The organism is Hymenobacter armeniacus, assembly GCF_014699055.1.
In the GTDB taxonomy this organism is placed as follows: domain Bacteria; phylum Bacteroidota; class Bacteroidia; order Cytophagales; family Hymenobacteraceae; genus Hymenobacter; species Hymenobacter armeniacus.
The window spans coordinates 41486-55696 of sequence record NZ_JACXAC010000006.1; the positions used below are offsets into that span (position 1 = coordinate 41486).

General features: G+C 65.1%; 8 protein-coding genes. 5 read left to right on the forward strand and 3 right to left on the reverse strand.

Going from position 1 to position 14211, the window contains the following annotated elements; genetic code table 11:
* Positions 1-197: 197 nt before the first annotated feature.
* From IC234_RS17655 to proC, 5 genes are all read left to right on the forward strand, one after another.
* Complete coding sequence (locus IC234_RS17655; RefSeq protein WP_190927252.1) at positions 198-3398, forward strand: SusC/RagA family TonB-linked outer membrane protein; 3201 nt, start codon at positions 198-200, stop codon at positions 3396-3398.
* Positions 3399-3412: 14 nt separating this feature from the next.
* A complete protein-coding gene (locus tag IC234_RS17660) occupies positions 3413-4738 on the forward strand; it encodes a RagB/SusD family nutrient uptake outer membrane protein (protein WP_190927254.1) in 1326 nt (441 codons plus the stop codon).
* Between the two features lie 176 nt (positions 4739-4914).
* Positions 4915-6126, forward strand: coding sequence for an anhydro-N-acetylmuramic acid kinase (locus IC234_RS17665; protein ID WP_190927256.1), 1212 nt, complete (start codon positions 4915-4917; stop codon positions 6124-6126).
* Positions 6127-6299: 173 nt separating this feature from the next.
* Positions 6300-7481: an acyltransferase family protein gene (locus tag IC234_RS17670; protein ID WP_190927258.1), complete on the forward strand. Its 1182-nt coding sequence runs from the start codon at positions 6300-6302 to the stop codon at positions 7479-7481.
* A 144-nt stretch (positions 7482-7625) separates the two neighbouring features.
* Entirely contained in the window at positions 7626-8426 is an 801-nt protein-coding gene (gene proC, locus IC234_RS17675) for a pyrroline-5-carboxylate reductase (protein ID WP_190927260.1), read from the forward strand.
* Positions 8427-8501: 75 nt separating this feature from the next.
* Here proC and IC234_RS17680 read toward each other — a convergent pair whose 3' ends face one another.
* From IC234_RS17680 to IC234_RS17690, 3 genes are all read right to left on the reverse strand, one after another.
* Positions 8502-9101, reverse strand: coding sequence for an REP-associated tyrosine transposase (locus IC234_RS17680; protein WP_190927262.1), 600 nt, complete (start codon positions 9099-9101; stop codon positions 8502-8504).
* 101 nt (positions 9102-9202) lie between these two features.
* Positions 9203-10828, reverse strand: coding sequence for a 3-(methylthio)propionyl-CoA ligase (locus IC234_RS17685; RefSeq protein WP_190927264.1), 1626 nt, complete (start codon positions 10826-10828; stop codon positions 9203-9205).
* A 68-nt stretch (positions 10829-10896) separates the two neighbouring features.
* The gene (locus IC234_RS17690) at positions 10897-14031 is read right to left on the reverse strand and encodes a glycoside hydrolase family 3 N-terminal domain-containing protein (protein ID WP_190927266.1); all 3135 of its coding nucleotides are present in this window, start codon (positions 14029-14031) and stop codon (positions 10897-10899) included.
* Between the last annotated feature and the right edge of the window lie 180 nt (positions 14032-14211).

The window sequence follows — 14211 nt, forward strand, 5'->3', positions numbered from 1 at the left end:
CTCTCCCAAAGGAGAGGGGGCACCGGTGCTGCGCTTGCGTCCGGCTCCCCTCTCCCTCGGGAGAGGGGCCGGGGGTGAGGCGCACCTTCTCAAACCCTAACCTATTCATAGCAGAAGCTGAATATTAAGCAAATTATTTCTATACCTTAGTTAAGAAACTTGCTTGCTCACCTTTTTCCCACCAAACTCTTCTGCTTATGTACCACTTATATCGAGACCAGCTGGCCCGGCATTTGGGCGGGCTGCTGCTGTGCCTGCTGCTGGCCGTGCCAGTGCTGGCCCAAACCGCGAGCCAGCGCTACACCCTGCGCGGCCGCGTGACCGACGCCGCCGGGCTGGGACTGCCCGGCGCCACGGTGCTGCTGAACGGCACCACCTTCGGGGCCTCGTCCGACGCCGACGGGGCCTACTCCGTGAGCGCCACGGTGCCGCCCGGCAGCTACACGCTCACCATTTCGCTGATTGGCTACAAGTCGGAGTCGCGCCCGTTGCGGCTGGGCACCGACGAAACCGTGACCACCGACGTGGCCCTGAGCGAAGCCCAGCAAAAGCTGGACGAAGTGGTGGTGGTGGGCTCAACGGTGACCGTGAACCGGCGCGAGCTGGGCAACGCCATCAGCACCATCAAGGGCTCGGAGCTGACGCAGAGCGGCTCCGGCGCGGTGCTGAACTCGCTGCAGGGCAAGGTGCCCGGCGCGCAGATTACGCAGAACTCCGGCGACCCGGCGGGGTCCATGTCGGTGCGCCTGCGGGGCATCCACACGCTGGCGGGGTCGTCGGACCCGCTGTATGTGATTGACGGCGTGATTATCAGCAACGCCAGCACCAACGTGTCGCAGCTGGCGCTGGCCAACGACATCGGGGTGGCCAACGCCGGGCAGAACCGCTTGGCCGACCTCAACCCCAACGACATTGCCAGCATCAACGTGGTGAACGGCTCGGCGGCGGCGGCCATCTACGGCTCGCGGGCGGCCAACGGCGTGGTGCTCATCACCACCAAGCGCGGGGCGGCCGGCGGGGTGAAGGTATCGGCCTTCACCAGCTTCACCGTCAACGAGCTGCGCAAGTCGGTGCCGGTAAATACTTACGGCAAGCAGTTTGGCTTCGCGGGGCTGCGGCTCTACACCATCGGCGGCATTTCGGCGGGCCAGATTGCGGCCAACCCCGGCACCACCACCACCAGCATCACGCGGGCCAACGTGGCCACGCCGCTGGCCAGCAACCTGGTGGACGTGACGCGCTACAACTACTTCGACCAGATTTTCCGGACCGGCTACGGCACCGACGACGGCGTGTCGTTATCGGGCGGTTCGGAGCGCACGCAGTACTACGTGTCGCTGAACTACCTGAAGAACCAGGGCATCATCAAGGGCACCGATTTCACGCGCTACAACCTGCGGGCGCGGGTGGAGCAGCGCCTCACGGGCTGGGCCAAGCTGTCGGCCGGGCTGAGCTACATCAACAGCTTCTCAAACGAGAAGGCCAACGGCAACGTGTTCTACAGCCCGATTAACTCGGTCAACATCACCAACAACATCTACGACATCACCCAGCGCGACGCCAACGGCAACCTGCTGGCCGTGGAGCCCACCCGCGTAAACCCGCTCTCGACCATCGAGGACATGAAGTTTACGCAGGGCGTGAACCGCACCATCAGCGACGTGCAAGTCAATTTGACGCCGTTCAAAGGCTTTTCGCTCGATTACGTGTTTGGGGTGGATGCCTTTTCGCAGGCGGGCCAGGGCTACATCCGGCCCTACCCCTACCAGGCCGCGGCCGGCCTGCCCGCCGCCCGCTACCCCTTCGGCTACGCCTCCAACGCCAACAACGTGGCCGTGCAGCTGAACTCCGACATCAACGCCGGCTACGACTACGATTTCAGCGAAACCCTGAAGCTGAGTTTGCGCGCTGGCTACAACTACCAGTTCAGCCAGCAGGACCTGACGGCCACGCAGGGCCAGAACCTGGCGCCGTTCATCACGACGGTGAGCGGGGCCTCGAACACCACCGTCACCTCACAATACAACCTCGACCGCTACTCGCTGAGCGGCTACTACGGGCAGGCCACGCTGGGCTACCGCAACCTGGCCTTCGTCACGGCGGCCGTGCGCAGCGACCGGGCCAGCAAGTTTTCGCCCTCCCAAACCAACCAGATATACCCGAAAATCAGCGGCTCGCTGGTGGTGTCGGACATGAGCTTCTGGCAGAATTCCACCTACGGCCAAGCGTTCAACACCCTGAAGCTGCGGGCCAGCTACGGCGAGTCGGGCAACCTGGTCATTCTGCCCACTTACGGCCGGTTCTACGCCTTCAACCCGGTAGGCTTTCTGGGCCGCAACACCCTCACGCCCAGCACGCAACTGGCCAACCCCGACGTGAAGCCCGAGCGCAACTCCGAAACCGAAGTGGGTGCCGACCTGGGCTTTCTCAAGGACCGCATCAGCCTGGGCGCCACGTACTACTACCAGAAAATCACCGACCTGCTGCTCTCGCGCAACCTGGCGCCGTCGTCGGGCGGGGCCACCATCTTCAACAACGTGGGCAGCATGGAAAACCGCGGCCTGGAGCTGCAACTGACGGTGGTGCCCGTGAAAACCGAAAACTTCACCTGGGACGTGACGGCGCTCTACAACCGCAACCGCAACAAGGTGCTGGACCTGCCCGGCTCGAACGGCAACACCCAGGCCATTTCCATCGACAACGCGGCCGGCGCGCCGGTGTACCTGCTGGCCGGGCAGCCAGCGGGCGTGTTTTACGGCTCGGGCTACGCCCGCGACGCCAACGGCAACCTGCTGCTCACGCCGCAGGGCTTTCCGCAGGACGAACGCACCTCCGGGCAGGCCGTGGGCGCGGTGGGCTTCACGCCCTCGCGCACGGCCGACGGCCAGCCCAGCTACGCCGCCGGCACGGCCATTGCCAACGTCATCATCGGCGACCCCAACCCGAAATGGACGGGCTCGCTGAGCTCCAACCTGACCTACAAGAAGCTCTCGCTGCACCTGCTGCTGGACGCGGTGCAGGGCAACAGCGTGTTCAACGCCGACAAGCGCACCCGCCAGGGCGTGGGCCTCGGCGACCTGGCCGAGAAGGAATTGCGCGGCGAGCTGCCCCGCGGCTACATCTTCGCCATCTACAACACCCAGGAATTTCGGGTGGACGACGGCTCCTTCGTGAAGCTGCGCGAGGCGGCGCTGAGCTACGGGCTGCCCACGTTCACGAAGCTCATCAGCTCGCTCAACCTTTCGCTGATTGGCCGCAACCTGATTTCGTGGGACAACTACAACGGCTTCGACCCCGAAACCAGCGCCGGCGGCTCGAACGACCTGCTGCGCGCCATCGACTTCGGCAACGTGCCCATTCCGCGCACTTACCAGATTAAGCTTTCGGCCACGTTCTAGCCTTCGCCATCGCCATGAAAAAGTATACCATCCTCGCGGCCCTGCTGGCGTTGTCGCTCGGCAGCTGCAACAAAGAATACCTGAACCCCAGCGCGGCCAGCGAGCAGCAGGTCGTGACCTCGTCCGACGGCCTCATCACGCTCTGCAACGGCCTGCAGGCCCGCTACACCACCGGCGGCGCGCTCAGCGTGCTGTATAACTCGGTGGCCGCCGGCGGCCTCAGCACCAAGGAGCTCACCATCCTGAACGTGGGCAACATTGAGGAATACAACGTGAGCCTGGGCGCCGGCAGCGTCACGAACAGCAACGGCGTGGTGCGCAACCTCTGGACGCAGGCCAACTTGGTGAAAGCCAACGCCGACCTGGTGCTGGCCAACGCCGGCAACGCCACCGAAGCAGGCACCCGCAGCGGCATTGTGGCCTACGCCAGCATTTTCCGGGCGCTGGCGCTGGGCACGCTGGCGCAGTTTTTTGAGAGCGCGCCGCTCGCGGTGCAGGAGAATGCGGCCTTCGTGCCCCGCGTGCAGCTGCTGCAAAACGCCGTGGCCCAGCTCGAAACGGCCGCCACGCAGCTGGCCGCGGCGCCGGTGTCGGCCGACTTCAACGCCAAGATTGTGCCCGGCATCGACCTGCCCAACACCATTCAGGCCCTGATTGCGCGCTACAGCCTGCAGGCCGGCGACTACGACAAAGCCTTGGCCGCCGCCGGCCGCGTGGACCTCACCAAACGGTCGGTGTTCAACTTCGACGACAACACCCGGAACCCGCTGTTTGAAGTGGCTTTTGGCAACCGCAACGTGTTCGAGCCCTTCAACACCAGCCTGGGCCTGACCGGTGCGCTGGCGCCCGAGTCGGGCGACCGGCGCCTGCCCGCGCTGTTGCGCATCAGCCCGGGCCCGCTGCCCACCCAGAACCTGGGCACCGGCTTCTTCACCGCCAACAGCGCCCCCATTCCGGTGTACCTGCCCAACGAAATGATTCTGATTCGGGCCGAGGCCTACGCCCGCAAAAACGACGTGCCCAACGCCATCACCGAGCTAAACCGGGTGCGCACCAGCACGGCGGCGGCCGCCGCCACCAGCACGGGCTTGCTGCTCACGCTGCCGGGCGCGGGCCTGCCGGCGTATTCCGGCCCCGCCACCCAGGCCGACGTGCTGACGGACATTCTGCGCAACCGCAGCATCGAGCTGGCTTTTCAGGGCTTCCGGCTCGATGACAACCGGCGGTTTGGCCGCCCGGGCCCGGGCGCTGCCGGCGCCGAGCGCAACCGCAACTTCTACCCCTACCCCCGGGTGGAGCGCGAGAACAACTCGCAAACGCCCACCGACCCGCTGATTTAGGTAGACAAAAGAAGATTCTTGAGGCAAAAGAACGTCATGCTGAGCGCAGCCGAAGCATCTCGCGTGTGGTAGTAAACCAATCGTCAGGATTACATCAGCACGCGAGCTGCTTCGGCTGCGCTCAGCATGACGTTCTTTTACATTTGCTCGATTACGTCATTCCGGCAGCCCCGACCATGAACTCCCACCTCGCCCGCCTGTGCCACATTGCCACGCAGCCCAGCCGCCGCATCATCGGGCTGATGTCGGGCACCTCGCTCGATGGGCTGGACGTGGCGTTGTGCCGCCTCACCGGCCACGGCCCCGGCACGCAGCTGGAGCTGGAGCACTTCCAGACGGTGCCGTATGCCGAAGACACCCAAGCCCGCATTCGCGAAGTGTTTGCGCGGGAACAGGTGAGTCTGGAGTTTCTCACGCTGCTCAACCCCTGGCTGGGCCAGCTGCACGCCGCCGCCATCCTGGATTGCCTGCGCGACTGGCAAATTGCGCCGGCCGAAATCGACCTGGTGGCCAGCCACGGCCAGACCATCTACCACGCTCCCCACCACCAGCACCAGCGCCCCGATTTCGACCTAAACGCCACCCTGCAGCTCGGCGACGGCGACCACGTGGCCGTGGGCACCGGCATCATCACCCTCAGTGATTTCCGGCAGAAGCACGTGGCCGCCGGCGGCGAAGGCGCCCCCCTGGCGGCCTACGGCGACTTCTTGCTCCTCAGCAGCCCCGATGAGGAGCGGCTGCTGCTCAACCTCGGCGGCATTGCCAATTTCACCTACCTGCCCCGTGCCGGCGGTGACGCCACCACCGCTTTCAGCACCGACACCGGCCCCGGCAACACCCTGCTCGACGCCACCGTGCGCGCCCACCGCCCCGGCCTGGCCTACGACGAAGACGGCCGTCTGGCCCTGGCCGGCCGCGTGCACCAGGGCCTGCTCACCACTTTGCTCGACCACCCGTTTTTCAGCGCCCCGCTGCCCAAAACCACGGGCCCCGAACTATTCAGCCCCGCATACCTGGCCCAGGCCCAGCAGCGCAGCGCCACCGAAAACCTACGCCTGGAAGACACCCTCGCTACCTTGGCCGAGCTGAGCGCCGTGGGCGTGGCGCGGGCCGTGGAAGCCGCCTTTGCCGAGCGGCCAGCCCCGACTGCGGTGTACGCCAGCGGCGGCGGGGCCCACAATCCGGCCCTCATGGCGGCCCTGCAGCGGCATTTGCCCACCGCCCGCTTCGCCAGTACTGATGCGCTGGGCGTGTCGGGCGACGCCAAGGAAGCCATCCTCTTTGCAGTGCTGGCCAACGAGGCCGTGGCGGGCCAAACGGTGGCTATTGGCGCAGGGCGGCAGCGGGTGCCCGCCGTGGGCATGGGCAAGGTTTCGTTTCCGGGGTGATGGTACCGGTGCAGAACATCAGCGCCAGCATAAACACAGCCCGTCATGCTGAGCGCAGCCGAAGCATCTCTACTGCGCAAGTAATTAGTTAGTATCGCAGTAGAGATGCTTCGGCTGCGCTCAGCATGACGTTCTTTTAGTTTCTCAAAGAGTCTATTTCTGACCTTCCACCCATGAACTCCACCACCCAAGCCGCCCTCGCAACCACCGGCGCGCAGCCGCTGGCCGAAGCCTCGCAGCCGGGCCGCCTCATCAGCCTCGACGTCTTCCGCGGCCTCACCGTGATGGCCATGATACTGGTGAACAACCCCGGCGACTGGGGTCACATCTACCCGCCGCTGGAGCACGCCGAATGGAACGGCTGCACGCCCACCGACCTCATTTTCCCTTTTTTTCTGTTCATCGTGGGCGTGAGCCTGGTGTATGCTCTCGATGGGGTGAAGCGCCAGGGCGGGCCGCAGGGGCCGGTGCTGTGGCGGGTGCTGCGCCGGGCGGCGGTGCTGTTTGGCCTGGGCCTGCTGCTGTCGCTGTATCCGAAGTTTAATTTCCCGGTGGTGCGCATCATGGGGGTGCTGCAGCGCATTGCGCTGGTGTTTCTGGGCTGCAGCTTCATCTTCTTGAAAACCAGCTGGCGCACGCAGGTCTGGCTCGTCGTCGGCTTCCTCGCCGGCTACGCGGTGCTGATGCAGCTGGTGCCCGTGCCCGGCTTCGGCCCGGCCAACCTGGAGCCCAGCACCAACCTCGGCGCCTGGCTCGACCGCTTGGTGTTCACCGAAGCCCACCTCTGGAAGCAAAGCAAAACCTGGGACCCCGAGGGCCTGCTGGGCACGCTACCCGCGTTGGGCACCGGCCTGCTGGGCGTGCTCACGGCCCAGTGGCTGCGGCGCAAAGACCAGGAGCCGGCCGCCAAAGTGGCGTGGCTGTTTGTGGCCGGCGGCGCCATTATCCTGGCCGGCCTGGTGTGGGCGCCGTGGTTCCCCATCAACAAAGCCTTGTGGAGCAGTTCCTACGTGCTCTACACCGGCGGGCTGGCCATGGCCAGCCTAGCGGCCCTCTACTGGATTTGCGACGTGCAAAGCCACCGCGCTTGGACGCGCCCGGCCGTGGTGTACGGCGTCAACGCCATTCTGGTGTTCTGCCTGTCGGCGCTGCTTTCGCGCACGTTCGGGCTGTTCACGCTGCCGCTGCCCAACGGCAAAACCGGCGGTGTAAAAGAGTGGCTTTATGAGTGGGGCATTGCCCCGCACTTCGCCGACCCGCGCATGGCTTCGGCCGCTGGGGCCATTACGCTGATTATCATTTGGTATTTCATCCTGAGCCGGATGTACAAGAAAGGCGTGGTGCTGAAGGTGTGAGTTGTGGGCATTATTCGGTTAAAAGAACGTCATGCTGAGCTTGTCGAAGTATCTCGCGTGTGGTAGTACCCCATTTACTCTTACTCGCGAGATGCTTCGACAAGCTCAGCATGACGTTCTTTCGGACAATTCTGAATTTATCTCATGAAAATCCTCATCATCGGCGGCGGCAACATGGGCCTGACTTACGCCCGCAGCTTCGTGCGCGCCCACGTCACCTCGCGGCTCGATTTGCGGCTGCTGGCCCGCTCGCCCCAGCGCGTAGCAGCGCTGGCAGCCCACGAGCTGGGCACAGTCTGGGGCACGCCCGAAGAATGCGTGCCCGGCGCCGACCTCCTCATTTTGGCCGTGAAGCCGCAGGATTCGCCGGCCCTGTTTGAGGTGCTGCGCGGGCTGGTGCAGCCGCAGCAAGTGGTGCTCAGCATCATGGCGGGCGTGCGCATTGCCACCCTGCGCGAGGCCCTGGGCACGCCCAAAATCATTCGGGCCATGCCCAACCTGCCGGCCCAAATCGGCATGGGCATGACGGCCTTCACCAGCACCGACGAAGTGACCCGCGCCGAGCTCGTGCAGGTGCAAAACCTGCTCAGCACCACCGGCAAGACGGTGTACGTGGAAACCGAAGCCGCCATCGACGCCAGCACGGCCATCTCGGGCAGCGGCCCGGCCTACGTGTACTACTGCATGAGCGCCCTCATGGACGCGGCCGCCCAGATGGGCTTCGCCCCCGCCGAAGCCGAGCTACTCGTGAGCCAGACCTTCCGCGGCGCCGTTGAGTTGTACTCGCAATCGGGCCTGAGCTGCGAGGACTGGATTGCCAAAGTGGCCTCCAAGGGCGGCACCACGGAAGCCGCGCTTAAAGCCTTTGGCGCGGGCCAGGTGCGCGAAGGGCTGGTGGCCGGCGCCAAAGCGGCGCGAGACCGGGCCGAGGAGCTGGGCAAATGAGCGTACCACCAAGCTGTGCTTGGTGGCGGCAGCGCGCCGGTTACTAAAACTAAGCGCAGCTTGGTGGCACCGCCCCTATTCCTCGCGCCAATAGTTATGGGGCCACTGCTGCCAGTCAGTCACCAAGCCGGCTTTTACCGGATTGTTGAGGGTATAGGCGATAGTGGCCGTTAGCTCCCGCGCGTTACGGATGCGATGGTCATAGCTTTCGCGCTGCCATACTCTGCCCGTATCATTCCACAGCCGATTGAGGTGGCGGGCAGTGTGGCTTTTAAGCCGCTGCAGGGTTCGGGCCAGCGGGGTGACGGCCTCCAGCGGTAAATGCACGACCAAATGCACATGATTAGGCATCACGCAGTATGCCAGCAAATGATAGCTGGGCCCGTCGGCATAATGTAGGGAATCTTTTACGATGGCGGCCTCGGCCGTGCCGCACAAGTAGCACGGCCCGTGGCCGGAGCGGTCAAGAACGGCATCGAACGTACTAAAGAAGCCCTTGCGCGGCTGATTGTCCGCCGGGATGTCCGTGTTCTGCCGTTGAAGCAGCTCCCGCTCCTCCATTAGCCGCAGCACCACTTCACGGGGCAGCGAGCCCGCCAGGCGAAACGTGATAAAGTAAGACTCCCCCACACCTAGCGTGTGCGGTAGAAAACGCTGGTAATGGGTCAGCTCCATGCAATAAATAAAGCATCACTAAACTGTACCACCAAGCTGTGCTTGGTCCCGGTCGCCGGCGCGCAGCTGCGACCGAGACCAAGCACAGCTTGGTGGTACACCTAAGCCACCGAATAGCCGGCAAAGTCCTTGCGCAGCTGCGTTTTGAGAATCTTGCCGGTGGCGGTGTGCGGCAGCTGGTCCACAAATTCCACGGCGTCGGGCTCGCAGAATTTGGCCACCTTGCCTTTAAAGAAATCCAGCATTTCCTGCGCAGAAACATCGAGACCGGGCCGGCGCACGATGATGAGCAGCGGCCGCTCGCTCCATCGGGCACTGGGCACGCCGATGACGGCCGCTTCGGCCACGGCGGGGTGGGCCACGGCCAGGTTTTCGAGGTCGATGCTGGAAATCCACTCGCCGCCCGATTTGATGACGTCCTTCGAGCGGTCGGTGATGTGCATGAAGCCGTCGGGGTCGATGGTGGCCACGTCGCCGGTGCGGAACCAGCCGTCGGCGGTGAGCTCGCCGGGCGTGGGGCTGCGGAAGTAGTCGCGCACCACCCAGGGCCCGCGCACCAGCAAGTCGCCAAAGGCCACGCCGTCGTGCGGCAGCGCGTGGCCGTCGTCGCCCACAATTTTCATGTCGACGCCGAACACGGCCCGGCCTTGGGTGGCCAGCACGGCGGCCTTCTCGTCGGTGCTCAGCTCCAGCTGCTGGGCTTTGAGGCGGCTGGCGGTGCCCAGCGGACTGGTTTCGGTCATGCCCCAGGCGTGGGTGATGGTGACGTGCAGCTCGTTTTCAAACGCCTTCATCAGGGCCGGCGGGCAGGAGGAACCACCCACCACCGTGCGCCGCAAGGTGCTAAATTTCCGGTGCCCTTCGCGCATGAACTGCAGCAGCGCCAGCCAGATGGTGGGCACCCCGGCCGAGAACGTGACGCCCTCGGCCTCCATGAGTTCAAACAGGCTGGCGCTGTCCATGCCCGCGCCGGGTAGCACCAGCTTGGCCCCGTTGAGGGGCGCCGCGTAGGGCAAGCCCCAGGCGTTGACGTGGAACATGGGCACCACGGGCATGATGACGTCCAGGGCCGAGCAGCCCAGCGCGTCGGGCAGCGAGATGCCCAGCGCGTGCAGCAGCGTGGAGCGGTGCGAGTACAGCACGCCCTTGGGCTGGTCGGTGGTGCCGGACGTGTAGCACAGCGAGCAGGCCGTGTTTTCGTCGAAGCTGGGCCACCCGTAGTGCGGGGCCTCGGCGGCCAGCAGGTCTTCGTAGCTGCACAGGCCGGGCAGCTCGGAGTGGGCGGGCAAGTGTTCGGAGCCGGTCATGAGCACCCATTTTTCTACGGTGGGACACACGGGTGCCAGCCGCTCTACCAAGGGCAAAAAGGTGAGGTCGAAAAACAGAATCCGGTCCTCGGCGTGGTTGATGATGTAGACGAGCTGCTCCGGAAACAGCCGTGGGTTGATGGTGTGGCACACCGCGCCGATGCCCGCCACGCCGTAGTACAGCTCGAAATGCCGGTGCGTGTTCCAGGCCAGGGTGCCCACCCGGTCGCCGTTTTCAATGCCCAGCTTCAGCAGCGCGTTGGCCAGCTGCTTGCTGCGGGCGTTGGCGGCGGCGTAGGTGTAGCGGTGGATGCCACCCTCGGGCCGGCGCGACACGATTTCGGTGTCGGCGTGCCACTTGGCGGCGTGCTCGATTATTGTGGCCACGCGCAGTGGCTCGGCCATCATCAGTCCTAGCATGAGAAGCGGGGTGGGAATGAGTAGATGCCCGTAAGGTAACAGCCGGGCATCTAACTTGCTATCCCCTCCTACTTCCGCGCCGCCTCAATGGCCAACTGCAGCAGCGAGGAGCGCACGCTCAGCTCGGTCAGCTTGTTGTTGCGCCGCGTGGGGTGCACGCGGTTGGTGAGCAGGATGACCACCAAATCCTTCTCCGGCTCGACCCAGAAGTACGTGCCCGTGAAGCCCGTGTGCCCGTAACTGCTTTGCGAAGCGCTTTTGGCCGAGTTCACCGTGGGGTTGGCGGCGGGGCGGTCGAAGGCCAGGGCGCGGCGGTTGTCGGGGCAGAACTGGCAGCGGGTCCACTCGGCCATGATGTCTTTGCTGAACAGCTGCTGGCCGCCGTAGCGCCCGCCCCAGGCGTAGGTCTGGGCCAGCTTGGCCACGTCGTTGGCATCGCCGAAGAGGCCGGCGTGGCCCGAGAGGCCGCCCAGCAGCGCGGCGCCTTCGTCGTGCACGGTGCCGTGTAGCAGCTGCCGCCGGAAGGCCGAATCCACCTCCGTGGGCACGATGCGGGCCAGCGGAAAGCGGTTGGTGGGCCGGAAACCCAGCGTGGTGGCGCCCAGCGGCCGGTACACTTCTTTCTGCAAAAACGCATCAAACGTCTGCCCCGTGCGGGCCTTCACCAGCTCCGGGTATAGAATAAACGACAGGTCGGAGTACACGTAGCCGGGCTTCTCGTTCAGCGGCGACTCCCCTATTTCTTTATAGATGCGGGCCGGCAGCTTCTTGCGCGCCCACAGGCCCTGCGCCGCCGGCAAGGGAAACCGCTTCGACGAATCGGCCCGGAAGTAGCGTCGCCGCATTTCGCCATTCTTCTTGCGCAGTTCCTGCCAGAACGGAATCCAGGCCTTGAGGCGGGCTTGGTGGGCCAGCACGTCGCGCATCTTCAGGACGGTCTTATTGGTGCCGCGCAGGAAGCCGAAATAATTGCCCATGGCGCTGTCGGGGCTGAACTTGCCCTCGCCCTGCAGCTTGAGCAGCGCCGGCGTGGCGGCCATGAGCTTGGTCATGGACGCCAGGTCGTAGAGGTCGTCGTTGCGCACGGGGCGCGGCACACTCACGGGCTGAACGTTACCAACTACACGTGGATTTTTCTTCTTGGGGTCAACTACTACGTCGCCGAAGCCGGCATACGTCTGGTTGCCGTAGCTTTTGCGGAGCACCACCGTGCCACGCCGCGCAATGAGTACCTGCGCCCCCGGAAACGCCTGTGCCGCCAGCGCCCGGCCCACCAGGCTGTCGACGCGGGCTTCGAGACGCGGGTCCATATTCTCGTCTTCGGGGTTGGCGTAGCGCAGGCGGAAGCCGGCGGCCGTGCGCAGCCCGAAGCCGCGCGGGTACCGGTCGCTCACCGTCACGGGCAGCTTGCCGGCGGCCCCGATGCCGCCAAAAATGGCCTGGGCGGCCAGGCTCTGGGCGTTCTCGCTTTCCTGATACGCCATGATGACGGCCGCGGCGCGGTCGAGGTCGCGCACCTTGGCCACCGCATAGGCCGAGCCGAACACGCTGAGCACCAGCGTTTGCTTCTGGTCGACCAGCTCGCGGAGCAGCAGGTTGGTTTCCGGCGTGATGCCGAAGCTGGTGGCGGGCAGGCGGCCCAGGCTTTGCAGGCCCACCAGCACCACGTTGTAGGGCTTGAGGGCGGCGCGCAGCTTCATCAGCTCATCGAGCGTGGGCGTGGCCGAGGCGTGAAAGTGCGCGGCGGGCGCGTAATCGGCCACGGCTTTCTGGAAGTCGGTGGTGTCGCGCGGGGAGCCGCCCAGCACCAGCGTGGCAATGCGCAAGGTGTCGAGGCGTTGCAGGGGCAGCAGGTTTTTCTGGTTGCGTAGCAGCGTGATGCTCAGCTCGGTGAGGCGGTGGCTAAGGTACTGGGCGTGGGGCGCGTTGAGGTCCTGGTAGAGGTTGCGGGTATCGATAGGCCGGTAGTGGTTCAGGCCGGCCCACTGCTTGAGGGCCAGCACGCGGCGGCAGTGCACGTCGATTTCCTGCTGGGTGAGGCGGCCGCTGTCCACGGCGGCGCGCACCATGCGCAGGGCCAGCGGAATGTTCTTGCTGAACTCCAGGATATCGTTGCCGGCGATGAGGGCCCGCACGTCGGCCTCGCCCGGTTCAAACATGCTGATGACGCCGCGCATGTTCATGGCGTCGGTAAACACCAAGCCCTTAAAGCCCATCTCCGTGCGCAGCAAATCGGTAATGATGGGCCGCGACAACGTGCTGGGGCCCGGCACCGTGTCCAGGGCCGGCACGTTGAGGTGGGCCACCATCACGCCGCCCAGCCCACCGGCCATGAGGCTGCGGAAGGGCGGCAACTCCAGCGAATCGAGCCGCCGCCGGTCGACGCGCACGGTGGGCAGGGCCAGGTGCGAGTCGGCATCCACGTCGCCGTGGCCGGGGAAGTGCTTGGCCACGGCCAAAATGCCGGCGTCCTGCATGCCGCGCATGTACTGGCGGCCGTCGCGGGCCACGGCGGCGGGGTTTTCGCCCCAACTCCTGAAGCCGATGACCGGGTTGGCGGGGTTGTTGTTCACGTCGACCACCGGCGCGAAGTTGACGTGCATGCCCAGGCGCTTGAACTGCCGGGCCACCTCGCGGCCCATGTCATACAGCAGTGCGGTGTCGGTTTCGCCGCCCAGGCTCATCTGGTAGGGGAATTTCACCACGCTGTCGAGGCGCATGCCCACGCCCCATTCGCCGTCCATGGCCACGAGCAGCGGCACGCGGCTCTGGCTCTGGTAGCGGTTGAGCAGGCGCGCCTGCCGGGCCGGGCCGCCCTGAAAGAAAATCAGCCCGCCGATGCCGTATTGCTTGATGAGGGCCGAAATGGAGTCTTCGTCGACGCGCTTGCGGTTGGAGTAGGCCGCCACCATGAACAGCTGCGCGGCGCGCTGGTCGGGCGTGAGGGCGCGCATCAGGCTGTCGACCCAGGGCGAGTGCAGGTAGCGCGTGAAACCCGGGCCTTTGGCGCCGGGCATGGCGGCCACAGGCTTGGCCTTGAGAATTCTAGAGGAGGCTGCTTTGGCATTGGTCGGCTTGGGCCGGGGCTTGGTGGCCGGGCGCACGGTTTGCCGGGGCTTAGCAGCGCCGGAGCGCACTTGCGCGTGGCCCAACAGCGGGCACGCCAGCAGCAGCAGGAACGGAATAAGGGTGGGAAGACGCAATGGAAAACCGGAAGAAGCGTGGGAATTGGAACCACGAAAGTACTTCCTGGCTCCGGGCCGTGTGCTTCCGCTTCCACTCAATGCCCTACGGCACCGGGCTCAACCATAAGACAGCCGCTCTGCTTCATCGCGGAGGCGCCATGGCAAAGTGCAAAACCTTAATACCCTCTTGCAGAAGAA

Coding starts and splice junctions, on each gene's coding strand:
- IC234_RS17655 (WP_190927252.1), top strand. CDS start 198: ATGTACCACTTATATCGAGACCAGCTGGCCCGGCATTTGGGCGGGCTG.
- IC234_RS17660 (WP_190927254.1), top strand. CDS start 3,413: ATGAAAAAGTATACCATCCTCGCGGCCCTGCTGGCGTTGTCGCTCGGC.
- IC234_RS17665 (WP_190927256.1), top strand. CDS start 4,915: ATGAACTCCCACCTCGCCCGCCTGTGCCACATTGCCACGCAGCCCAGC.
- IC234_RS17670 (WP_190927258.1), top strand. CDS start 6,300: ATGAACTCCACCACCCAAGCCGCCCTCGCAACCACCGGCGCGCAGCCG.
- proC (WP_190927260.1), top strand. CDS start 7,626: ATGAAAATCCTCATCATCGGCGGCGGCAACATGGGCCTGACTTACGCC.
- IC234_RS17680 (WP_190927262.1), bottom strand. CDS start 9,101: ATGGAGCTGACCCATTACCAGCGTTTTCTACCGCACACGCTAGGTGTG.
- IC234_RS17685 (WP_190927264.1), bottom strand. CDS start 10,828: ATGCTAGGACTGATGATGGCCGAGCCACTGCGCGTGGCCACAATAATC.